We start from the raw sequence: 21873 nt of genomic DNA, 5'->3' as shown, positions 1-21873 counted from the left end.
CGCATGCGAATTCGAGTCATCAATCCCAATACCACCGCGGCCATGACGGATCTGGCCGCCGCGGCCGCGCGGGCCGTGGCCGCGCCCGGCACCATCGTGGAGGGCATCACCTCGGCGATGGGACCGGCGTCCATCGAAAGTCATTACGACGAAGCGCTTTCGGTGCCGGGACTGCTCGCGGAGATCGCGCGCGGTGAGGCCGAGGGCGTGGACGGCTATGTCATCTCCTGTTTCGGCGATCCCGGCTTGGACGCGGCGCGCGAGCTGGCGCGCGGGCCGGTGATCGGTATCGCCGAGGCCGCCATGCAGGCCGCCAGTCATTTCGGGCGCGGGTTCAGTGTGGTCACCACCCTGGCCCGGACCTCGGGCCGGGCCGCGGAATTGGCCGAGCGCTACGGGATGGAGCGGTTCTGCGCGGGTATTCACGCATGTGAGATTCCGGTGCTGGAACTGGAGGATCCCAAGGCGCGCACGGTGATCGCCGACGCCTGCCGCGATGCCGTGCACACCGATAACTCCGATGCCATCGTGCTCGGCTGTGCGGGCATGGCCGATCTGTGCGAATACCTCACGCGGGAGGTCGGCGTCCCCGTCATCGACGGTGTCGCCGCCGCCACGCTCACCGCGCAATCCCTGATCACCATGGGGCTGCGCAAATCCGGGCGCGGGGAGTACGCCGCACCGCTGCCCAAGCAGTACACCGGCCTGCTGGCCGAATTCTCCCTAGACAGTCAGGAGGCGCGTAAGTGACCCTGCCCGCGTACGTACTTGGCGATATCGAAGGCCGGTTGCGGTCGGTCGATGCGGAACTGGCGCAACACTATCCGGGTGATCGGGCGGGACAGCCCATTCACACCGCGTATGTGAGCGCGGCCGACGCCACCCCGGAACTGCCGAGGGAATGGGGCGCGACCGCCATCGAACTGGCCGGCAAGCACAGCGATGTGCTGACCGAGCTGGGCGGACCGGACGCGCTCGCGCGCACGCTGAACGCGTTGCGCTGGCGGGCCATTCAGGATCTGCGGCTGGATTTCGAGGACGGGTACGGAACGCGCGGCGACGCCGTGGAGGATCGCGACGCGCTGCACGCCGGTGCGGTGCTGGCGGCGCTGCCCGCCGAGGTGGTCTCGCGCGGTATCCGCATGAAGGGGCTCACCACGCTCGAATGGGAGCGCGCGGTGCGCACTTTGGAGAAGGTCCTGGAGGGCGCGGGCGGGGTGCCCGACGGATTCGTCTTCACCATTCCCAAGATTCGTTCGGCCGATCAGGCCGAGGCGGCCGTACTGCTGTGCGAGGCAATCGAATCCGCGCACGGGCTGCCGGAGCGATCGCTGAAGTTCGAATTGCAGATCGAGAGCCCGCAGGCCGTGATCGCCGCCGACGGCACCGCGACCGTCGCCCAGGCCATTCACCGCTCCGCCGGTCGCTGCACCGGATTGCATTACGGCACATACGATTACAGCGCCGCCTGCGGTATCGCACCGCAGTTCCAGTCGCTGGAGCATCCGGTGGCCGATCACGCCAAGGCCGTCATGCAGGCCGCCGCCGCGCAGACCGGCGTCTGGGTCTGCGACGGCTCCACCCAGGTACTGCCCCTGGGCACCGATGACGAGGTGCGCGCCGCCCTGGCCCGCCATTACCGCCTGGTCACCCGTTCCCTCGAGCGCGGCTACTACCAGGGCTGGGATATGGGCGCGGGCCACCTGGCCACCCGCTGGCTCGCCACCTTCGCCTTCTATCGCACCGCCCTCGAGGTGGCCGCACCCCGCATCGGCCGCTACCTGGATCGCCAGGGCGGCGCGGTGGTGGACGAACCGGCCACCGCCCAAGCCCTTGCGACCGTCGTGCTGCGCGGATTGGACTGCGGCGCTTTCGGTCCCGACGAGGTGACGGCGCTGGTCCCGGCCGCGACCGTCACCGTTCTCCATCAGTTGCGCGAAAGGAAAATGCCGACGCTATGACCGCCGACAAGACTGATTTCACTTTGCTGCCCGATCTGGCCGTGCGCTCGCTGGGCGGTGCGGTGATCTGGGCCAATGACGAGTCCTTCGCTGAGCGGGAGAATCTCATTCGGCCGGAGGAATCCACTTATCAGCCCGCGACTTTCGGGCATAAGGGGCAGGTGTACGACGGGTGGGAGACCCGGCGGCGGCGGGGGGATTTCGGGGATTCGCCGGATTCGGAGGATTGCGATATCGCGATCGTGCGGCTGGGGGTGCCCGGGGTGATTCACGGGGTCGTGGTGGATACCGCTTGGTTCAAGGGGAATTATCCGCCGGAGGTTTCGGTGGAAGCCATTGCGCTGGAAGGGTATCCGTCGGCCGAGGAGGTTGCGGGGCTGGATGGGTGGACCACCATTGTGGCGCGGGCCGCGGTGAACGGGGACAGCCGCAATCCGTTCCCGGTGGATTCCAAGCAGCGGTACACCCATGTGCGGTTGCGCATGTTCCCGGATGGCGGCGTGGCGCGGCTGCGGGTGCACGGGATCGCCAAACCCGAACTGCGGTGGCTGGATTCGGGGCCGTTCGATTTGGCGGCGCTGGAGAACGGTGGGCTCGTCGCGGATTGCTCCAACCGGTTCTACTCCCATCCCGAGCAGATTCTGCTGCCCGGGCGGGCGCGGTCCATGGGTGACGGCTGGGAGACCGCGCGGCGGCGGACCCGCGACAACGACTGGGTGCGAGTGCGTTTGGCGGGTGAGGGCGTGCTCACCATGGCCGAGATCGATACCTCGTACTTCCTGTTCAACAGCCCTGGAGCGGCTTCGCTGACCGGTATTCGCGCGGACGGGTCCGAGGTGGAGTTGTTGCCGCGCACGGTGCTTCGGCCCGATACCCGGCACCGGTTCGCCATCGACTCCGATGAGGCCGTGGTGGAGGTGCGTCTGGACGCCTTCCCGGACGGCGGGCTGGCGCGGCTGCGACTGTTCGGCACCCTCACCCCCGCCGCGCGGGCGGAGCTGGAAGGTGAACTCGCATGAGCGATTTCGACCTGAACTATCCGAGGGATATGGTCGGTTACGGACCCAATCCCCCGCATCCGCACTGGCCCGGCGAGGCCAATATCGCGGTGAACTTCGTCCTCAATTACGAGGAGGGCGGGGAGAACAACGTCCTGGACGGCGACGAGGGCTCCGAGACATTCCTGTCGGATATCGTTCCGGCACAGGCGTTCCCGAACCGGCACCTGTCGATGGAGACCATCTACGAGTACGGTTCGCGCGCCGGACTGTGGCGGGTGCTGCGGCTTTTCGAACAGCGCGATATCCCGCTGACCATCTTCGGGGTGGCGCGGGCGCTGGAACGCAATCCGGAAGCCGTCGCGGCGTTCAAACGACTCGGGCATGAGATCGCCTGCCACGGGTTGCGCTGGATCTCCTACCAGATGTCCGATCCGGAAACCGAGCGCAAGCACATGGAAGAGGCGGTAAACATTATTACTCGTCTCTTCGGTGCGCCGCCGCGCGGCTGGTACACCGGGCGGGACTCACCGCAGACCCGTGAGCTGGTGGTCGAGCACGGCGGCTTCGCCTACGACTCGGACTCCTACGCGGATGATCTGCCGTACTGGGTGAAGGTGGGCGAGCACGACCAGCTGGTGGTGCCGTACACCCTGGAGACCAATGACATGCGGTTCTCCTCCCCCGCCGGATTCGCCAACGGTGACGAGTTCTTCTCGTACCTGCGCGATGCCTTCGACGTCCTCTACGCCGAGGGCGCGGCGGGCGCGCCGAAGATGCTGTCCGTCGGCCTGCACTGCCGGATCATCGGAAAGCCCGCTCGCGCAAAGTCTCTGGAACGCTTCCTGGACTATGTGCAGTCGCACGACAGGGTGTGGCTGACCCGCCGCATCGATATCGCCGACCACTGGCGCGCCACCCACCCGCCGCGGTAGCTACGAAAATGGCCCGGAACCAACAGGTTCCGGGCCATTTTCATTCGAACGGTGAATCAGGATTGCCGGGCGGTGCGCTCCTGGCGCTCCAATTCGACCGCGCGGCGCATGACTTCGCGGGCGCGGGTGCGGTCGCCCGCGTAGTCGTAGGCGCGGGCGGCGCGGTAGTTGGTGCGCCAGTTGTCCGGGTCGGCTTCCCATTCGACCTTCACGCGCTCGAAAAGCTGGTCGGCGGCTTCACGTTCCAGACGACCCGAGGGACGCCGCGGCAGGTCGGAGGTGTCGAGTTCCAGCCCTTCGGCGTGGATCAGCTTCGCCAGGTGCTGATGTGCGAACGCGGCGCGCACGCTGGAGGCCACGATCCAGACACCCAGCAGCGGCAGCAGCAGCACACCCACGCCCAGGATCGCCGCCGGGATCGACCCCGAACCGATCAGGCTCAGCGCGATCTTGCCCAGCAGCAGGAAGTAGAAGCCCAGGATCAGGACCAGGGCCGCGATGAACGCGACCCGCTTGCCGACCTCGCGGGAGTTGTTCTCCGGCGCGGTCATCGTCGAACCCCGTTCGGGCTCGAATCCCGGCTGTGCGACTTCAATGGCTCGCTCACAGGTCCAGCAGGGCGTCGATGCCCACGGTCAGGCCCGGGCGCAGCGGGGTCTTGCGGGTACCGAGCAGGACGCCGGGGACGAAGGAGGTGCGGTCCATGGAGTCGTGCCGGATGGTGAGGGTTTCGCCCTGGGTGCCGAAGAGCACCTCCTGGTGCGCGACCAGCCCCGCCAGGCGTACCGAGTGCACGCGCACGCCGTCGACGTCCGCGCCGCGCGCGCCCTCGAGTTCCTGGCTGGTGGCGTCGGGGCTGCGGCCCACGCCCGCCTTCTCGCGGGCGGCGGCGATCATGCTCGCGGTGCGGAAGGCGGTGCCGGACGGCGCGTCGGCCTTGTTCGGGTGATGCAGTTCGATGACCTCGACCGAATCGAACCAGCGCGCGGCCTGTTCGGCGAAACGCATGGTCAGCACCGCGCCGATGGCGAAGTTGGGTGCGATGAGCACGCCGACCTCAGGCTTGGCGGCAAGCCAGCCGCGCACCTGATCCAGGCGTTCGGCATCGAAGCCGGTGGTGCCGACCACGGCGTGAATGCCATTGGCCACCAGCCACTCCAGATTGGGCATGACCACATCGGGATGGGTGAAGTCGATGACCACCTCGGTGCCGACCACGGTGAACATCTCCAGCGAATCACCCTTGTCGACCTGGGCGACCAGTTCGAGATCGTCGGCCGCCTCGACACCCGCGCAGATCGCCTGCCCGACCTTGCCGCGCGCTCCGAGCACACCCACCCGGATCCGGTTCGTGGTCACCACGTCTCCTCACATGCCTCTACCTGAACAAAAAAGTCTGGCCCGAGCCTATCGGGTCGCCGGGGCGAGTCGGGGAACCCCCGTTACCGTGGGCGTATGCGATCCGGCACACCCGGCACGACCCGCCCGTCCCGGCCCTCGCGACCGATGAGGGCAACTGTTCAGCTTCCGGCCAACCGGCCGTCGGATACGCCCGGTAGGCATCGCCTGTGAGAATTCGCCGTAGTACCCCCAGCGCGCTCGTCGCCGTCGCCGTGTGCGCCGCTGCCCTGGCCGCCTGCTCCTCCTCGGACTCGGGCGCCGACTTCACCGCGACCAAGGATCAGCCGCTGGTCATCTCGCTGGACGACTTCCTGGCCAAGACCGGCGGGACCGCGGCGGTGGCCATCGCGGACCCGCAGCACGGCAAGATCACCCGCAATGTCGACGGTTCGGTCGTGTACACCCCCGCCGCCGGTTACACCGGTTCGGACAGCATCACCGTCACCACCACCGATGCGGTCAAGCTGTACACCACCGATATCAAGCCGCTGGGCACCTTCGGCGGAATCACGGTGCAGGGCAGCGGTTTCGGCTCCTCGTTCACGCCGGTGCCGGGTTCCAAGGACGAGTTCTACGGCCTGACCGACCGCGGCCCGAACGTCGACGGCAAGGGCAAGAACGAAAAGCTGGTCGCGGTACCGGATTTCACGCCCTCGATCGCCAAGTTCAAGATGGTCGGCACCCGCGCGGTGGTGGAATCCACCATCGCACTGAAGAATCCGGCCGGACAGCCGTTCAACGGCCTGGTCGACACCTCGGCCACCACCGGTGAGACCATCAAGGATCTCGCGGGCAATGTACTGCCGCCCACCGATCACGGTATCGACAGCGAGGGCCTGGTCGCCCTGCCCGACGGCACCTTCTGGGTCTCGGACGAATACGGCCCGTTCATGGTGCACTTCGACGCCAAGGGCACCGAGCTGGAGCGGCTCGCGCCGGGACGCGGTCTGCCCAAGGAACTTTCGCTGCGCACCCCGAATCAGGGCATGGAGGGGCTGACCATCACCCCCGACGGCAGCACCCTGGTGGGCATCATCCAGTCCGCGCTCAATGAGCCCGGCGTCAGCAATGCGCGCGAAGTGCCGATGACCCGCATCGTCACCGTGGACCTCAAGACCAAGGCCACCAAGGAGTTCATCTACCCCTTGGAGAACCCCAAGGAGAAGCTCGCGGTCTCCGAGATCACCGCGCTGAGCGCCACCACCTTCGTGGTCGACGAGCGCGACGGCAACAAGGCGCCCAAGGCCAACAAGAAGCTGTGGACCATCGATATCAGCAATGCCACCGATGTCGGCCCGCAGTCCAAAGTCGCGGGCGCGCAGTACGATCCGGAGAAGGGCCTGCTCATCGACGGTAAGCCGATCGAGGTCTACGTCGGCACCGTGAGCACCGCCGACGGTGTGGCGGCGCTGCAGAAGGCCGGTATCACCGCGGTCGCCAAGAAGTCGAACCTGGATCTGGGCGGGCTGCTGGACGGTCTGAACCCGGACGGCAAGTTCTTCGGCCACGACAAGGTCGAGGGTGTGGCCACCAATGACGGCGGTAAGACGCTCTACATCTCCGATGACAGCGACTTCGGCGTCGAGGGCGCGACCGGTGATCAGCCGCCGTTCGGGCTCAAGGCCAAGATCCTGCCGAATGGCGTGCAGGACAGCGGTGAGATCCTCGCGGTGGATACCACCAAGCTGCCCGCGAAGACGCAGACCAAGACGATCAACCTGACGGTCAAGTAGCGCCTGCTCGAAAACCAACGCCCGCCACGGTGATCCGTGGCGGGCGCGTTCGTTTCGATGCGGAAAGCGTTGCCGCTCAGTCGAAGATGACGACCTGGCGCAACGCGTGCCCGGCGGCGAGTTCATCCATGCCGGTGTTGATGTCGTCCAGGGTGATGCGCGAGGACACCAGCCGCTCGACCGGCAGCTTGCCCTCGCGCCACATGCGCACGTACTCCGGGATATCCCGCGCGGGAACCGCGGAGCCCAGGTAGCTGCCGATGATGGAGCGGCCCTGTGCGACCAGCCCCAGCGGGGAGATACTGGCCATCGCCTCGGGCGCGGGCAGGCCGACCGTCACGGTGGTACCGCCCACCGCGGTCGCGGCCACCGCGGTCTCGAAGGCGCGGATATTGCCCGCCGCCTCGATCACGACCTCGGCCTGAATGCCCTGCTCGGCCAGTTCCGCCGGGGTGTAAGAGGCGGTCGCGCCCAATTCCATGGCGATCTTGAGCTTCTCCGGCACGGTGTCGACCGCGATCACATCGCGGCCGGTGCCCTCACGGATGGCCGCGGCCACCAATACCGCGGCCATGCCGACGCCGCCCAGACCGACCACCATGATGCGATCGGCGGGACCGGGCTTCGCCGAATTCAACAGTGCCCCACCGCCGGTCAGCACCGCGCAGCCGAGCACCGCCGCCACATCCGCCGGAACATCGTCCTCCACCGGGACCACCGAATGCCGGTCCACCACCGCATGCGTGGCGAAGGCCGAGACACCCAGATGGTGATGCACCTCCGCACCGTCGCGCAGCAGTCGCCGCCCGCCGTTCATGAGTTCACCGGCATTGTTGGCCATACTGCCCGGCAGGCACGGGGTGCGGCCCTCGGTCGCACAGCCCGCGCATTCCCCGCAGCGCGGCAGGAAGGTCATGACCACGCGCTGACCGACCGCGATATCGCTCTCGCCGGGACCGACCGCCTCGACCCGTCCGGCGGCCTCGTGCCCGAGCAGCATGGGCACCGGGCGCACCCGATTCCCGTCCACCACCGACAGATCCGAGTGGCACAGTCCGGCCGCCTCGATGCGCACCAGCAGCTCACCCGGGCCGGGTTCACCCAGGTCGAGTTCGCTCACGGTGATCGGTTTCGACTCGGCGAACGGAGCCGGCGCCCCGATTCGTTCCAGGACAGCTCCACGAATCCTCATGCGCCCGACGCTACTCCACCGGCTCACATCGAACCGGAAGTACAACCTTCCCAGACAGTTGGAAATCTGCTTCGATGGAGTCGGATAGGAGCACATATGCCCAGTACTTCCCTCACCACCGGCAATCGCGCCCTCAATCAACTGGTGACCGGATTCTTCGGAAATGTCGCCCGCGCCTACGACACCGCGGCGCTACAGCAGGCCGTCTACAAACCGCCGCAGGATCAGGTGGTCAAGGAGTTGCGCGCGGCGAAATCCCGGCGGATCGCCGATATCGGCTGCGGCACCGGCATTCTCACCACCCGTATCGCCCGGGAACTACGGCCGGAGGTGGTGTACGGGGTGGACGCCTCCACCGGCATGCTGGCGCAGGCCCGCGCCCGGTCCAGCGAGGTGCGATGGGAGCATTCGGCTGCCGAACACCTGCCGCTCGACGACGGTGAAGTGGATGCGGTGGTCTCCACCAGCGCTTTTCATTTCTTCGATCATCCGGTGGCGCTGCGCGAATTCCAGCGCGTGCTCGCGCCCGGCGGTCTGGTGGCCATAGCGACCATGCATCCCTCGGCCCCGACCGCGCGGCCGATTCAGCGTTTGACGCGCAGCCCGCTCTTCCCGGCGCACGCGCCCTCACCCCGGGAGACCCGGAAGCTGCTGGAGGACGCCGGTTTCCGGGTGCTCGATCAGCGCAAGATCGACCGGCCCATCCCGTCCTGGCTGGTGCCCGACGTCATCACCGTGGGGCGGCGCACCTAACGCACGCCGGGTTTGTCGCCACCTCGGAAACAGACGGTCATCTGCCGTTTATCCCACACCACCCAGACCGCGCCGCGACCGTCGCGGGGACAGCCGGAGCCGTCGGTGGTGTTCTCGAAAACGGCGGTGGCCTGCACTATGTGATCGCCCGGGGTGGCGCAGTCCACCTTGGACGGTTCATCCATATGTTCTGTGTCGTAACAGAATCCGGCGCGCCAGTCGAAGGCCAGGCACAGGTGATAGAGCTGTTTGCCCGCGCGATCCTTACGACTGGTCTCCAACTTGTAGAGCGGTCCGGCGCAGGGGGCCGGACCGGTTTGCAGGACCCGGTAATTCGCGTCGAGCGTGGTGCAGTCCGCGGGCGCGGGCGCACCGGGTTTCCAGGTGGGGCCGCCATCGGCGGCGGTGGCGGCCTCCATCGGAACCTCGACGCAGTCACCGGGATTCAGCAGTGACAGCGGATCCGGGGCCGCGGGTTTCGGATTGGCGGTACTGGTGGGGATACCCGCCTGGACCAGGCCGGGGGCCTCGGGCAGCGCGGTGCCCGCGACGATGTCGCCGAACAGCGCCGACGGGACCGGGGACGCCGCGGAAGCCATTGCGAGCCAGCCGAATCCGCCGAGCGCGACGGTGAGCACGACCAGCCAGCGCTTTCCGCGTGCCGCCGGATTCCACGAGCGTCTGGCCTCACGCTCCGAAGCGATGGCGAAGAAGCCGACTACCGCGGCCGCGAACAACAGCGCTGCCGCGCGCCCGGCATCGGCCCACTCCACACCCAGCGTCCCCACCACAATCCCCTAGATCGGTACCCTCGCAAACTATCGCACGCCACAATACGAGGGCAATCCGACAGATCCGTCGCTCATGCCGAGGCGTGGATCCCGGCCGGCAGCACGCCGGGATGACGGGGCGGCTAGCTCGTGAGCTCCTCGGCCTTCTCGGACTTGTCCGCCGGAATCGGGGGCCACTGTTCCGGGCGGATATTCGCGGGTTTGGCGGCCGAACTGCCCTGCCAGTCGAAATGCACGCCGACCCAGGCCTTCGGACGTTCGAAGCAGATCTCGCGGGCGTCGAACGAGGCGCGGCGGAAGTTGATATCGCCGAAGAAGTCTCCGCCGTTGAAGGTGATCAGGCGACCGCCGAAGACGGCATCGGCGAAGGACACCTTGCCGTGGTATTCGGCGCGCGCGAAGGTGATCTCCTCGGTGCGGCCCGAACCCCAGCGGGTGGCGGTGCCCAGATTGGCGCAGTCGAACGCGGTGGTCTCCGCGTAGAACCGGGCGGCGGTGAAAACCACTCGGGCACCGGTGAATTCGGCCCCGGTGAAGGTCACCCGGTCACCGTCGAACACGGTGCGCTCGAAACTGGTGAGCTGGGCGGTGAATTTGGCATTGGCGAAGCCGCCGCGCTCACCGGCGAAGGTGGCGCGATCGAATGCCGTTCGCGCGCCGCCGAATACGGCGTAATCGAAGTTCACCGGACCGCCGAAGGTGGCGTCCACGAAGGTGGTCCCCGAACTCTTGCGGTCGGCCCGGCCGACCCGATTGTGCTTGAAGTTCACATGTTCGAAGGAGGTGCTGCCGCCCCGGAACATGGCCCCGCGGAAGGTCACTCGCCGCCCGAGGAAGGACGCGCCCTCGAAGGTGGTGTCGCGGCCGCCGGTGAAGGAGGCATTGGTGAAGCGGGTGCTGTGACCCGCGAAGACCGCGCCCCGGAAGTCCGCGTTCTCGAAGACCGCGTCGGAGAAATCGAAATCGGACGCGGACCACGAGACATCGGCCGAGCGCCGGAGTCGTTCAGCGATCACCCGGACAATGGTCTCGCGTACCTGCCGGTCGTTCTGCCGGTAGTTGTAGACGCGCTCCACCGCCGTCCCGGAATCCTCGATGCGCTGGGATTTGGAGACCAGATGGCTGGCGCCCTCATCCGGCGCGTAGGGCAGGCGCAGATATCCGCACAGCACATCGATGCACTGCTGCCGCCGCCCGCGCACCGAGAACTCGTCGGCGACGCCCGCCAGCGCGTACACGCCCGCAATGCGCACGGCCACATCGGAATTGCCGAGTTGTGAGGCCGCCGCGCCGAACAGTTCCGCGAACCGGCCCCGCTCCAGATCGCGTTGCCGCCGGTAAGCGACGACGAGCGCCACCGCCGCGCCGACGCCCGCGGTGATACTCAGCGCGATCTTGGTCAGATCCAATTGATTCGGCGTCTCCGCCTTCGCACCCAGGGCCAGCCACAACATCCACCAGGTGAACGCACCGATGGCCAGACCACCGGCCACCGCGATCAACACCGACAGCAACAGCGCCGACCGATGAACTGTCCGGTTCAACATTCCGCCGAACCAACCCCACCGTCGCATAGCGGAAGGATAACGATCAGGCTCCCGCGCCGCGCGGGCTGTGGTTATTCCCACTCCGCGGCAAGCGATTTCGGCCGTGACACGACTCGGCCCGCCCGGCAGGTCGCCGGACGGGCCGAGAGCTGTTCGGGCACTGACGAATCAGGCCGCCTGTCGCCGCAGACCCAGTCCTGCGGCACCCAGGCAGGCCAGCGAGACCGCGACCACGAACCAGGGGAACACGGTGGTCAGGCCCCAGGTGGTGGCGGCCCAGCCCGCGACCACGGTCGGCAGCGCCATGGCGGTGTAGGCGAGCAGGTAGTAGGCGGACATGGTCTCACCGCGCTTGTGCTGCGGCACCACATTGGACAGGTGGCGCAGTGACCCGCCGAAGCCCAGTCCGAAGGTCGCGCCGAGGGCGAAACCGGCCACCAGCACCAGCACCCAGTTGTGGGTGGCCAGGGCCGGAATGGTCAGCAGCAGGGTGACGGCCATACCGATATCCCCGATGATCGCCGCACGACGGGCGGTGATATTGGTGGCGAAGTACTGCGCGGCCGCACCGGCGGTGGCCGTAGACGCGACCACCGCGCCGCCGAACACCAGATTGTGGATGCCGGTCTTGGCCGAGGCCAGCGACGGGTACAGCGACAGCAGCACACCCAGCACCGACCAGGCCGCCATCACGCCGAGGGCGGAGAACCAGAAATCGCTTCGAATCTCCTGCGGCACAGCGGGCTTGGCGATGGTGATGCGCCCGGCGGTGCGCGCGGTATGCGGTTCGCGCAGGGCCAGTACGCCCGCGCCGATGGCGAGGCAGGCCAGCGTGATCACCACGTACGGGGTGCGCAGCGGGTACGGGGCGTACTGCGCCAGCAGCGCGGAACCCAGAATGGCCACTGCCATACCGACATTGAAGGCCACACCGGACAGCTGGCCCGACCGCGCACCCTCCTTGGGTCGCATATCCAGCAGTGCCGCGGCACCGGCCACCACGGTCGCGCCGACCGCGAAACCATGCAGGGCGCGCGCCACCAGCAGCATGGCCACATTGTCGGCGAACAAGAAGACCACCAGGCCCGCGATCATGATGCCGAACGCACCGAGCAGCACCGGCTTTCGGCCCACCACATCGGAGATGCGACCGGACACCAGCACCGCGACCAGGGCAGCGACGGCGTAGACGGCGAAGACGAAGGTGGTCGTCAGCGGCGAGAAATTCCACGCCTGCTGATACATGCCGTAGAGCGGTGCGGGCGCTCCCGAGACGCCGAGCGCAACACCGCTGGCCGCGAGGATGAGCGCGTAGGCCCATTTCTGGCTGCTCTGCTCGGCTCGAGTCGCAACCGTCACTACCGCTGCCATCGAACCCTCCATCAGGTAAGTTTGATTCTTATCGAACCTGACCCTACTCCTGGTTCGATGAACGTCAAACCACTTATCGAGTGAGGTAGCTCATGACCGACACCGACGCGATGCTCCCCGTGGCCCCGCTGCCCGCGGTGCTGGGCGCGCTACAGGACCCGGTCCGCCTCGAAATGCTGCGCCGGCTCGGCAATGCCGGTGGCGAACCGGTGCGCTGCAGCGCGCTCTACGAGGTGGTCAGCAAGTCCACCGCGGCACACCACTTCAAAATCCTGCGCGAAGCCGGGCTCACCGAACGCCTCACCATCGACGGCCAGACCTGTCAGCGACTGCGCACCGAGGACATCGAAACCGCGCTGCCCGGACTGCTCGACGCCGTCCTCGGGGCGGCGAACCGGCTAACCGAGTGACCGGGAACCGCCCGGTGCGCTAGCGTCGGCGGATGCGCATTCGTGCGGCCACGACCGACGACCTCCCGATCCTGCAGGACATCGAAGACGCGGCCGGAGAACCCTTCCGGACCGTCGGCATGATCGAGATCGCCGATGACGACCCACCCTCGATAGAAGTACTCGACGAATATCGACGCGACGGCCGGGCCTGGGTCGCCGTCGACGATGACGGCGACATCCCGATCGCCTACCTGATCAGCGAGGAAGTCGACGGCACCGAACACATCGACCAGCTCTCGGTGCATCCCCAGGCGGCACGGCGGGGCATCGGCGCGACCCTGATCGACCGGGCCGCCGACCACGCCCGCGCCCAGGGGCTGACCGCGCTCACCCTCACCACGTTCACCGAAGTGCCTTGGAACGCACCGTATTACGAACGCCTGGGTTTCCATATCGTGGACGACGCGGAGTTGACGCCGGGGCTGCGCAAGATTCGGGCGCGTGAGGCCGAACACGGTCTGGATCGCTGGCCGCGCACCGTCATGCGGCGCGATCTCTGAAGTCGCGACGGCGACCTCCGGCGGTCGAGAACACCACGAGGGCCCGGATGTCATACGGTGTGGCCATCAGACAGTCCGGCATTCACACGGTCCGGACATCAGACGGTCCGGGCTCCCCGGCGATGGGGCATTCGCGGCGGTCCGGTCTACGCTCGGCCCGCACCCCACCGCACTGAGGACTCCGTGTGCGGTGCGATCCCGGGCCGAGCCGGTCAGCTGGGCCGCGCCGCCAGGCATTCCTGGACGCGGGCCAGTTCGCGGAGGCCGCCGAGCATGCGCGGGTCGTCGCCCGAGGCGAAGACGCACGCGTCGATGGCGGCCAGGCGCACGCGGGCGTCCGGATGTTCGTACATGATCCGGCGCACGCGCTCCAGCTGGTTGCCGCGTGACACCCAGACCAGCAGCTCCGCCGCGCGGGCCTGCTGGTCGCCGTCCGCGTCCGCCAGCCAGACGAAGCGCTCCAGCTCCGCCATGGACGTGCGGTCGCGCAGGGCGCCGAGCAGCGAGAGCATCGCCGGAATATCGGATGCCGGTCCACTCGATCGGAACATGGTGTCCCCCTTTCGAGCCGTCAGGTCACCATGTGCCCAGCCTGCTCCCGTGCGGACCGTACGGCCTGAGTAGCGGACCACTCGTTTCCGGGCGTGCGACTCCCCCGCCGACGCGAGTTGCCTACGCGGCGGCGGGTTTTCAGCGCAGAATGCCCGCCCCGGTGGCCGCGTTGATCCACGCCGGGAACTCGGTGAGCAGGCGATCGTAGAGTTCCGGATCGGTGATCTGGTCGATATCGTCCACGGCGAAGAAACCCACATTGTCGACGCGGCGGCCCGCCATGGTGTCCAGGCGCTCCAGCACGCCGTACCCGGAGCGGGTGCCCAGGCCCACGAACTGCCAGAAGATCGGCTCCTCGACCGCGGCCCGCAATTCCTGTTCGATCTCGCGGTTCTTGTAGACGCCGCCGTCGGAGAAGAACAGCACCAGCGTCGGGCCGTGCTGCGGGGTGGCGCGCACATAGTTGCGCACCTCCGCGATCACCTTCTGCTCCTCGTTCTGAATGCCGACGGCCTTCATATCGACCTGACCCGGTTGCAGCGCGCGACCGCGTTTGCGACCGCCGAACAGCGACAGCTGACCGCAGCGCACATGCAGCGAAATCCACTGCGGCATATCGGCGATGGTGAGATCCGGCAGTCGCGCCGGATTGCTGGCGAACGTCCACGCCTGCATCGCGCCATTGTCATCGAGCTGCGCCGCGACCGCCGCCATCCGCTCCACCACGCGGTGCACCAGCTGCTTGTCGTACAGCGGCGTCATCGATCCGGAGGCATCGAGCACCAGGATCACCCGCGCGTTCAACTGCTGCACACCATGCTTGGCCAGGCTCACCGCGACCTGTTCCTTGCGCAGCGACAACCGCTTTCGCATATCGACCGGCAGCTGCTCCTCACCTTTGGTCAGCCGAATCGCGGGCTGACCACCCGGCTGCGCGAACTGCTGCGGCGCGGGCTGATATCCCGGAGGCGGCGGGGGCTGATGGGCCGCGGGCGGCGGTGTATACGAAGCGGGTTGCGGCGCAACCGGATACGACGGCGTGGGCGGCATATGCGATCCCTGCGGCACGGGCGGCGGCGCGTACGCGGGAGACTGCGGCGCGGGCGGCGGAGCGTAGGCGGGAGGTTGGGGCACAGGCGGCGGGGCGTAGGCGGCAGGTTGCGGTGAGTATGGGGCGGGCGCGGGCTGCGCCGACGTGTCATCATCCACGGTGATACCGAAATTGGTTGCCAGCCCGGCCAATCCGCTGGACCAGCCCTGACCCACGGCCCGGAACTTCCAGGCCCCGCTACGCCGATACAACTCTCCGCACAGCATGGCGGTCTCGGGTCCGGCCGCGATATCGAAGCGCGCGATCTCAGCCTCGGTGGCGGCATCCACCACCCGCAGATGCAGCCCGGGCACCTGCCCGAACGTCCCGCCATCGGCGGACGCACACAATGCGATTCGCTCGATATCCGGCTGCACCCCGGCCAAATTCACTTCCAGCGCATCGAAATCCCCGCGCTTGCCGAGATGCCGCACCGCGCCACTGGGATGCCCCGGCTGGTTGTAGAACACGAAATCCACATCGTTGCGCACCTTCCCCGCAGCGGTGAGCAATAGCGCGGAGGCATCGACGGCGGGCACCCCGGGTCCCCCCGACCACGCCAGTACGGCTCGAACGGCATTGGCGGCCACGGGGACATTGGCCCCTTTGCTGAGAGTCGTCACCCGAGCCAGTCTGCCGCAAATCGGCGTCCACGACACCGCCAACGCAATGCCCCTGTGCCGCCGCACCGGATAGATCCGGTGCGGCATACCCCTTCGATCGCCGGGTGGTGAACCAGCGCGGGAGAAGTCGGCGACTCGCGATCCCCGACGAGGCTCCCGCTGCGATTCGACAGCACTGATCCGGAGCACACCGCGCGCTTTCAGCGCCGCACAGGTTCAGCGCCACACAGGTTTCAGCGCCGCTGGACCTGCGGCTGCCGCACCCTCGCTCATCCTGCGCACCCGATCCGCACGGGCTCGGGTGCGCACTCCTGACCCGGGTGCGAGGCTTCCGCTCAATCCACCAGGCGGCGGACCGGGGCGGGGAGGTCTCGGGTGCGGCGGTAGGGGCCGGCTACCGAGGCGGCGAAGGGGCGGGAGAGGAGTTTGGCGGCTATGCGGGAGACCTCGTCGGTGGTGACTTCGTCTATGCGGGCCAGGGTTTCGGAGACGCTGCGGTGGTTGCCGTAGCTGAGTTCGCTGCGGCCGATGCGGTTCATGCGGGAGCCGGAGTCCTCCAGGCCCAGCACCAGGCCGCCGCGCAGGGAGCCTTTGGCGCGGGCGCATTCGGCGTCGGTGATGCCTTCGGCGGCAACCTCTTCCAGTACGCCGCGGGCCAGATTCGTGACCTGGCCGAGGTTTTCGGGCTGGCAGCCGAGGTAGACCGAGAACGCGCCGGTATCGGCGAAGGTGTCGACGCTGGAGTACACCGAGTACGCCAGGCCGCGTTCCTCCCGAATGCGCTGGAACAGACGCGAACTCAGGCCACCGCCGAGCACCGTGTTGAGGATGGACAGCGGCCAGCGCTTATCGCCCTCGTGGCGGCCGAAGGCGCGGGTGCCGAATACCAGGTGCGCCTGTTCGCTCTCGCGATAGATGCGCATGAGTTCGGGGGTGGCGCGCGGGCGGAATTTGCCCTCGCGGCGCGGTGCGGGTTCGCATGCCGGATCGAGCCGGTTGGCGAAGGCGCGATGCACCAGCTCGACCGTGTGCTCGTGTTCGATATTGCCCGCCACCGCGACCACCATGCGGTCCGGGCGGTACCGGCGCTGATGGAACGAGCGCAGCTGCGGCGCGTTCATGCCCTCGATGGTCTCGACGCTGCCGATCACCGGGCGGCCGATCGGATGATCGCCGAACAGCGCGGTCAGGAAGGCGTCGCCGACCATATCCTCGGGATCGTCATCGCGCATGAAGATCTCTTCGAGCACGACCTGCCGTTCGACGGCGACATCCTCGGCCCGGCACAGACCGTTCAGCACCACATCGGTGACCAGATCCACCGCCATGGGCAGATCCTCGTCCAGCACGTGCGCGTAGTAGCAGGTCTGTTCCTTGGCGGTGAACGCATTCAGTTCGCCGCCAACGGCATCCATGGCCTGCGCGATATCGAGCGCGGACCGGGTGGGCGTGGCCTTGAAGAGCAGATGCTCCAGGAAATGCGCCGCACCGGCGACCGTCGAGCCCTCATCGCGCGAGCCGACGCCGACCCATACGCCGATGGAGGCCGAGCGCACGCCGGGTACATGTTCGGTGACGACCCGTAGCCCGCCGGGCAGCACCGTCCGGCGCACACCGGTATCGGCGTACGGCACCTCGTTGGTGGAGCGGACCAGTGCAGAACTCTTAGCCGACAGTGGAGTGTCCTTCTTCCGACCCATGCTTCCCAACCCGCGGTTCGTGCCTCGAAGAGCTTGTGTAGTTCAAAGATTGGTGGCCCCCCACTCCATTATCGGAGCAAGGGGCCACCGCACTTTACGTCAGACGTACGACAATCACTCGGCCGCGACGGTTTCGGCGACAGCGCTGTCCGCGCTGTCCGCCGAGTCCTCGTCGACCGGGACGAGGGAGATCTTGCCGCGGTTGTCGATATCGGCGATCTCGACGCGGATCTTGTCGCCGACGTTCACTACGTCCTCGACCTTCGCCACGCGCTTGCCGTTGCCCAGCTTGGAGATGTGCACCAGGCCGTCACGGCCCGGCAGCAGCGAGACGAACGCGCCGAAGGCGGTGGTCTTGACGACCGTGCCCAGGAAGCGCTCGCCGACCTTCGGCAACTGCGGGTTCGCGATGGCGTTGATCTGATCGATCGCCGCCTGCGCCGCGGGGCCGTTGGTCGCACCGACGTAGACGGTGCCGTCATCTTCGATCGAGATGTTGGCGCCGGTTTCCTCGGTGATCTGGTTGATGACCTTGCCCTTGGGCCCGATCACCTCGCCGATCTTGTCGACCGGGATCTTGATGGCGGTGACGCGCGGGGCGTACGGGCTCATCTCGTCCGGGATGTTGATGGCCTCGGCCATGACGTCCAGGATGGTCATGCGGGCATCGCGGGCCTGGTTCAGCGCACCGGCCAGCACCTGCGACGGGATGCCGTCGAGCTTGGTGTCCAGCTGGAGAGCCGTGACGAACTCCGGGGTACCGGCGACCTTGAAGTCCATATCACCGAAGGCGTCTTCGGCACCGAGGATATCGGTCAGCGCGACGTAGCGGACCTCGTCCTGGCCCTTGTCGTTCTTGATGGTGTCGGACACCAGGCCCATGGCGATACCGGCGACGGGGGCCTTGAGCGGCACACCGGCGTTCAGCAGCGACAGGGTCGAGGCGCAGACCGAGCCCATCGAGGTGGAACCGTTGGAGGACAACGCTTCCGACACCTGACGGATGGCGTACGGGAACTCTTCCTGCGACGGCAGCACCGGCATCAGGGCGCGCTCGGCGAGCGCGCCGTGGCCGATCTCGCGACGCTTGGGCGAGCCAACGCGACCGGTCTCACCGGTGGAGTACGGCGGGAAGTTGTAGTGGTGCATGTAGCGCTTGGAGGTCTCCGGGCCGAGCGAGTCGACCTGCTGCGCCATCTTGACCATGTCCAGGGTGGTGACACCCAGGATCTGGGTCTCGCCACGCTCGAACAGCGCCGAACCGTGGGCGCGCGGGACGACCGCGACCTCGGCGGACAGGGCGCGGATATCGGCCAGACCACGACCGTCGATGCGGAAGCCGTCGGTCAGGATGCGCTGGCGCACAAGCTTCTTGGTGACCGAGCGGAACGCCGCGCCGATCTCCTTCTCGCGACCCTCGAAGGTCTCGGCCAGGCTGGACAGCACGGCCAGCTTGATCTCGTCGATCTTGTCCTCGCGCTCATGCTTGCCCGCGATGGAGAGCGCCTCGTTCAGCTCCTCCTTGGCGGTGCCCAGCACGGCCTCGAACACATCGGACTGGTACGGCAGGAAGACCGGGTACTCCGCGGTCTCCTTGGCGGCCAGCGCGGCGAGGTCGGACTGCGCCTTGCACAGCCGGGCGATGAACGGCTTGGCGGCCTCGAGGCCCTGTGCCACAACGGTTTCGGTGGGCGCGGTGGCGCCGTCCGCGATGAGGGCGAGCACCTTGTCGGTGGCCTCGGCCTCGACCATCATGATCGCGACGTCACCCTCGACGACGCGGCCCGCGACGACCATGTCGAACACGGCGCCCTCGAGCTGCTCGACGGTCGGGAACGCGACCCACTGATCACCGATCAGGGCCACGCGCACACCGGCGACCGGACCCGAGAAGGGCAGGCCCGCAAGCTGAGTCGACGCCGACGCCGCGTTGATGGCGACCACGTCGTACAGATCCTTGGGATCGAGCGACATGACGGTCACGACGACCTGGATCTCATTGCGCAGACCGTCGACGAAGGACGGGCGCAGCGGCCGGTCGATCAGGCGGCAGGTCAGGATGGCGTCGGTGGAGGGACGGCCCTCGCGACGGAAGAACGAGCCGGGGATGCGGCCCGCGGCGTACATGCGCTCCTCGACGTCCACCGTCAGCGGGAAGAAGTCGAACTGGTCCTTGGGGTGCTTACCGGCGGTGGTCGCCGACAGCAGCATGGTCTCGTCGTCCAGGTAGGCGACGACCGAACCGGCGGCCTGCTTGGCGAGGCGGCCGGTCTCGAAACGGATGGTGCGGGTGCCGTAGGCGCCGTTGTCGATCAGCGCGACGGACTCGAATACGCCGGGCTCGACCTCGGCGGCGGAACTGGTCAATGTTTCGGTCATTCTCTTCTCTCAACCTCTCGTCTTCGCCGGATACCAGCGCCACCGCCCCGATGGGCATGACGCGATCCAGCTGTTTTGTCCCCTTGACGGGGCGAGTCGTACCCGGCACGGGCGCTCGAGGACCCTCCTGGTCTCCGGGCGCACATCCGGCCATCTCCCCTTGGAGACGGCGACGCGGAGGCGGTCATCGATCGAAGCCCTCCGGCGCGCGGTGTATCTCCTCTTGCTGCGCCCCGAAAAGCCACTACCGAAGACCGACGCCACGCGACGGATGCATACGGCTCATGTTGGCGTGCATACGGCAGCGTTCACCGGATGCACGAAAGGCCAACGAGGAGATTCTATGCCTCCCCGTCGGCCGGTTCGTCAACTGCCTGCGGCAGTCGTGTTGTGTCGCGCGAATGCGCGACGATGCGTCAGCAAAATCAGCGACGCAGGCCCAGACGCTCGATCAGCGAACGGTAGCGGTTGATGTCGTTGGCCTGCAGGTACTTCGACAGGCGACGACGGCGACCGATCAGCGCGAGCAGACCGTGGCGGGTGTGGTGATCGTGCTTGTGCACCTTCAGGTGCTCGGTGAGATCGGCGATGCGCTTGGACAGCATCGCGATCTGAGCCTCCGGAGAACCGGTGTCGGTCGGGTGCAGGCCGTACTCGGCCAGAATGGCCTTCTTCTGCTCGGTGGTCAAAGCCACAGCATTGCTCCTGAATTTCCAGTCCGCGCGAAAAGTCCCGGGCGAGCCCGGTCGGGCGCTGCCGCGGACCGCAGCAAACCCAGCGGATCAGGTTACCGGACCGCTGACCTGGACTGTTAATCGGGGCTAATCGACGGTCTGGGCGGTGAGCACTTTGCGGGCCTGGTCGACATCGCGGCCGATGGCCTCAACCAGTTCCTCGATGGAGTCGAATTTGCGCATTCCGCGCAGCTGTTCGACGAAATCCACCGCGACGTGCTTGTCGTAGAGATCGCCGTCGAAATCGAGGATATGCGGTTCGACCGTGCGGGAACGGCCGTCCTCGAAGGTCGGATTGGTGCCCACCGAGATGGCCGCCATGCGGCGCACTTGATCGGGGTCGTCCAGGGCGGTGAACCATCCGGCGTAGACGCCGTCGGCCGGAATCGCGCCGCGCGGGACGGGTGCCACATTGGCGGTCGGGAAGCCGAGCGCGCGACCGCGGGCGTCACCGTGCACGACAACGCCCTCCACCCGATGCGGGCGGCCCAGGGCTTCGGCGGCCGCGGCCACATCACCCGAGGACAGGCAGGCGCGAATATAGGTCGAGGAGAAGGTGACCGCGTGCTCGCCGAGCAATTGCACGCCGTCGACCTCGAAACCGAAGCGCGCGCCCAGTTCACGCATGGTGTCCACGGTGCCCGCGGCCTGTTTGCCGAAGGTGAAGTTATCGCCGACCACGACCTCGGAGACGTGCAGTTTGTCGACGAGCAACTCCTGCACGTATTCCTCGGGCGTCAGCTTCATGAAATCTTTGGTGAACGGCATGACCAGGAAGACGTCGATGCCGAGTTCCTCCACCAGCTCCGCGCGGCGATTCAGCGTGGACAGCTGCGCCGGATGCGCACCGGGCCGCACCACCTCGAGCGGATGCGGATCGAAGGTCATCAGGACCGACGGAACACCGCGCACCGCAGCGGATTTCACCGCACGGCTGATGAGCTGGGCGTGACCGCGGTGGACGCCGTCGAACACCCCGATCGTGAGCACGCACCGGCCCCACTCCGCGGGCATCTCGTCGAGGCTTCGCCATCTCTGCACACCGGAAGCCTACTGAAAGCGCGTCTCGGACAATATTCGGCCGTGCGGATCTTCACAGCGGCGAGCGTGCTCGTCATCGCCCGTTCACCCGCGCGCAGCCGCCCGTAACCTGTGCCGCGC

General features: G+C 67.3%; 20 protein-coding genes. 8 read left to right on the top strand and 12 right to left on the bottom strand.

Going from position 1 to position 21873, the window contains the following annotated elements; translation table 11 throughout:
• Nucleotides 1–3: 3 nt before the first annotated feature.
• From ACFC4D_RS30310 to puuE, 4 genes are read left to right on the top strand one after another with little or no spacing between them, the layout of a single operon-like run.
• Nucleotides 4–750 (top strand): aspartate/glutamate racemase family protein, encoded by a 747-nt coding sequence (locus ACFC4D_RS30310; RefSeq protein ID WP_375954428.1) that lies wholly within the window; start codon nucleotides 4–6, stop codon nucleotides 748–750.
• Nucleotides 747–1961, top strand: coding sequence for a DUF6986 family protein (locus tag ACFC4D_RS30305; protein WP_376068388.1), 1215 nt, complete (start codon nucleotides 747–749; stop codon nucleotides 1959–1961). The genes ACFC4D_RS30310 and ACFC4D_RS30305 overlap by 4 nt, the downstream gene beginning before the upstream one ends.
• Nucleotides 1958–2980, top strand: a complete 1023-nt coding sequence (gene alc / locus ACFC4D_RS30300) for an allantoicase (protein WP_376068386.1) — start codon at nucleotides 1958–1960, stop codon at nucleotides 2978–2980. The genes ACFC4D_RS30305 and alc overlap by 4 nt, the downstream gene beginning before the upstream one ends.
• Nucleotides 2977–3894, top strand: coding sequence for an allantoinase PuuE (gene puuE, locus ACFC4D_RS30295; RefSeq protein WP_376068384.1), 918 nt, complete (start codon nucleotides 2977–2979; stop codon nucleotides 3892–3894). Before alc ends, puuE begins: the two co-directional genes overlap by 4 nt.
• A gap of 56 nt (nucleotides 3895–3950) precedes the next feature.
• On the opposite strand, the gene ACFC4D_RS30290 is transcribed toward puuE, so the two are convergent.
• On the bottom strand, nucleotides 3951–4445 hold the full coding sequence (locus ACFC4D_RS30290; protein ID WP_376068383.1) for a hypothetical protein: 495 nt from the start codon (nucleotides 4443–4445) through the stop codon (nucleotides 3951–3953).
• Nucleotides 4446–4497: 52 nt separating this feature from the next.
• The gene (gene dapB / locus ACFC4D_RS30285; RefSeq protein ID WP_376068381.1) at nucleotides 4498–5253 is read right to left on the bottom strand and encodes a 4-hydroxy-tetrahydrodipicolinate reductase; all 756 of its coding nucleotides are present in this window, start codon (nucleotides 5251–5253) and stop codon (nucleotides 4498–4500) included.
• A gap of 209 nt (nucleotides 5254–5462) precedes the next feature.
• Between dapB and ACFC4D_RS30280 the strand changes: the two genes are divergently transcribed.
• Entirely contained in the window at nucleotides 5463–7028 is a 1566-nt protein-coding gene (locus tag ACFC4D_RS30280) for an esterase-like activity of phytase family protein (RefSeq protein ID WP_375954439.1), read from the top strand.
• A 76-nt stretch (nucleotides 7029–7104) separates the two neighbouring features.
• Here ACFC4D_RS30280 and ACFC4D_RS30275 read toward each other — a convergent pair whose 3' ends face one another.
• A complete protein-coding gene (locus tag ACFC4D_RS30275) occupies nucleotides 7105–8220 on the bottom strand; it encodes an alcohol dehydrogenase catalytic domain-containing protein (protein ID WP_364631027.1) in 1116 nt (371 codons plus the stop codon).
• Nucleotides 8221–8316: 96 nt separating this feature from the next.
• Here ACFC4D_RS30275 and ACFC4D_RS30270 point away from each other — a divergent pair, with 96 nt between their 5' ends.
• Nucleotides 8317–8973: a class I SAM-dependent methyltransferase gene (locus tag ACFC4D_RS30270; protein WP_376068379.1), complete on the top strand. Its 657-nt coding sequence runs from the start codon at nucleotides 8317–8319 to the stop codon at nucleotides 8971–8973.
• Here ACFC4D_RS30270 and ACFC4D_RS30265 read toward each other — a convergent pair.
• From ACFC4D_RS30265 to ACFC4D_RS30255, 3 genes are all read right to left on the bottom strand, one after another.
• Nucleotides 8970–9761 (bottom strand): hypothetical protein, encoded by a 792-nt coding sequence (locus ACFC4D_RS30265; RefSeq protein WP_376068378.1) that lies wholly within the window; start codon nucleotides 9759–9761, stop codon nucleotides 8970–8972. The two genes, ACFC4D_RS30270 and ACFC4D_RS30265, sit on opposite strands and share 4 nt — an antisense overlap.
• A 125-nt stretch (nucleotides 9762–9886) precedes the next feature.
• Nucleotides 9887–11338 carry a pentapeptide repeat-containing protein gene (locus tag ACFC4D_RS30260; protein ID WP_364631018.1) on the bottom strand — a complete coding sequence of 484 codons (1452 nt, stop codon included), beginning with the start codon at nucleotides 11336–11338 and terminating at the stop codon, nucleotides 9887–9889.
• A 141-nt stretch (nucleotides 11339–11479) separates the two neighbouring features.
• Nucleotides 11480–12682 (bottom strand): MFS transporter, encoded by a 1203-nt coding sequence (locus ACFC4D_RS30255; RefSeq protein WP_375954444.1) that lies wholly within the window; start codon nucleotides 12680–12682, stop codon nucleotides 11480–11482.
• A 92-nt stretch (nucleotides 12683–12774) separates the two neighbouring features.
• On the opposite strand from ACFC4D_RS30255, the gene ACFC4D_RS30250 reads away from it, so the two are divergent.
• Nucleotides 12775–13092, top strand: coding sequence for an ArsR/SmtB family transcription factor (locus tag ACFC4D_RS30250; protein WP_375954446.1), 318 nt, complete (start codon nucleotides 12775–12777; stop codon nucleotides 13090–13092).
• 32 nt (nucleotides 13093–13124) lie between these two features.
• Nucleotides 13125–13634, top strand: a complete 510-nt coding sequence (locus ACFC4D_RS30245) for a GNAT family N-acetyltransferase (RefSeq protein WP_375954447.1) — start codon at nucleotides 13125–13127, stop codon at nucleotides 13632–13634.
• 212 nt (nucleotides 13635–13846) lie between these two features.
• Here ACFC4D_RS30245 and ACFC4D_RS30240 read toward each other — a convergent pair whose 3' ends face one another.
• The 6 genes from ACFC4D_RS30240 to ACFC4D_RS30215 all read right to left on the bottom strand — a co-directional run bounded on the left by ACFC4D_RS30240 (nucleotide 13847) and on the right by ACFC4D_RS30215 (nucleotide 21753).
• Nucleotides 13847–14185 carry a hypothetical protein gene (locus tag ACFC4D_RS30240; RefSeq protein ID WP_376068376.1) on the bottom strand — a complete coding sequence of 113 codons (339 nt, stop codon included), beginning with the start codon at nucleotides 14183–14185 and terminating at the stop codon, nucleotides 13847–13849.
• Nucleotides 14186–14324: 139 nt separating this feature from the next.
• Nucleotides 14325–15899 carry a VWA domain-containing protein gene (locus ACFC4D_RS30235; protein ID WP_376068374.1) on the bottom strand — a complete coding sequence of 525 codons (1575 nt, stop codon included), beginning with the start codon at nucleotides 15897–15899 and terminating at the stop codon, nucleotides 14325–14327.
• Between the two features lie 335 nt (nucleotides 15900–16234).
• On the bottom strand, nucleotides 16235–17599 hold the full coding sequence (locus ACFC4D_RS30230; protein ID WP_375954452.1) for a M16 family metallopeptidase: 1365 nt from the start codon (nucleotides 17597–17599) through the stop codon (nucleotides 16235–16237).
• A gap of 114 nt (nucleotides 17600–17713) precedes the next feature.
• Nucleotides 17714–19978 carry a polyribonucleotide nucleotidyltransferase gene (locus ACFC4D_RS30225; protein WP_364630997.1) on the bottom strand — a complete coding sequence of 755 codons (2265 nt, stop codon included), beginning with the start codon at nucleotides 19976–19978 and terminating at the stop codon, nucleotides 17714–17716.
• A 425-nt stretch (nucleotides 19979–20403) separates the two neighbouring features.
• Nucleotides 20404–20673 carry a 30S ribosomal protein S15 gene (gene rpsO, locus ACFC4D_RS30220; RefSeq protein WP_309231729.1) on the bottom strand — a complete coding sequence of 90 codons (270 nt, stop codon included), beginning with the start codon at nucleotides 20671–20673 and terminating at the stop codon, nucleotides 20404–20406.
• Nucleotides 20674–20799: 126 nt separating this feature from the next.
• Nucleotides 20800–21753: a bifunctional riboflavin kinase/FAD synthetase gene (locus ACFC4D_RS30215; RefSeq protein WP_376068372.1), complete on the bottom strand. Its 954-nt coding sequence runs from the start codon at nucleotides 21751–21753 to the stop codon at nucleotides 20800–20802.
• Between the last annotated feature and the right edge of the window lie 120 nt (nucleotides 21754–21873).

This window comes from Nocardia sp. NPDC056000 (genome assembly GCF_042269265.1).
GTDB lineage: Bacteria > Actinomycetota > Actinomycetes > Mycobacteriales > Mycobacteriaceae > Nocardia.
The sequence above is the reverse complement of the archived record's forward strand: the minus strand, read 5'-3'. Positions and strand labels throughout refer to the sequence as shown.

Bases quoted from the DNA above. Each gene is read 5' to 3' on its own strand.
- ACFC4D_RS30310 (WP_375954428.1), top strand. From the start codon at position 4: ATGCGAATTCGAGTCATCAATCCCAATACCACCGCGGCCATGACGGAT.
- alc (WP_376068386.1), top strand. From the start codon at position 1,958: ATGACCGCCGACAAGACTGATTTCACTTTGCTGCCCGATCTGGCCGTG.
- puuE (WP_376068384.1), top strand. From the start codon at position 2,977: ATGAGCGATTTCGACCTGAACTATCCGAGGGATATGGTCGGTTACGGA.
- ACFC4D_RS30290 (WP_376068383.1), bottom strand. From the start codon at position 4,445: ATGACCGCGCCGGAGAACAACTCCCGCGAGGTCGGCAAGCGGGTCGCG.
- ACFC4D_RS30275 (WP_364631027.1), bottom strand. From the start codon at position 8,220: ATGAGGATTCGTGGAGCTGTCCTGGAACGAATCGGGGCGCCGGCTCCG.
- ACFC4D_RS30270 (WP_376068379.1), top strand. From the start codon at position 8,317: ATGCCCAGTACTTCCCTCACCACCGGCAATCGCGCCCTCAATCAACTG.
- ACFC4D_RS30260 (WP_364631018.1), bottom strand. From the start codon at position 11,338: ATGCGACGGTGGGGTTGGTTCGGCGGAATGTTGAACCGGACAGTTCAT.
- ACFC4D_RS30255 (WP_375954444.1), bottom strand. From the start codon at position 12,682: ATGGCAGCGGTAGTGACGGTTGCGACTCGAGCCGAGCAGAGCAGCCAG.
- ACFC4D_RS30250 (WP_375954446.1), top strand. From the start codon at position 12,775: ATGACCGACACCGACGCGATGCTCCCCGTGGCCCCGCTGCCCGCGGTG.
- ACFC4D_RS30245 (WP_375954447.1), top strand. From the start codon at position 13,125: ATGCGCATTCGTGCGGCCACGACCGACGACCTCCCGATCCTGCAGGAC.
- ACFC4D_RS30240 (WP_376068376.1), bottom strand. From the start codon at position 14,185: ATGTTCCGATCGAGTGGACCGGCATCCGATATTCCGGCGATGCTCTCG.
- ACFC4D_RS30230 (WP_375954452.1), bottom strand. From the start codon at position 17,599: ATGGGTCGGAAGAAGGACACTCCACTGTCGGCTAAGAGTTCTGCACTG.
- ACFC4D_RS30225 (WP_364630997.1), bottom strand. From the start codon at position 19,978: ATGACCGAAACATTGACCAGTTCCGCCGCCGAGGTCGAGCCCGGCGTA.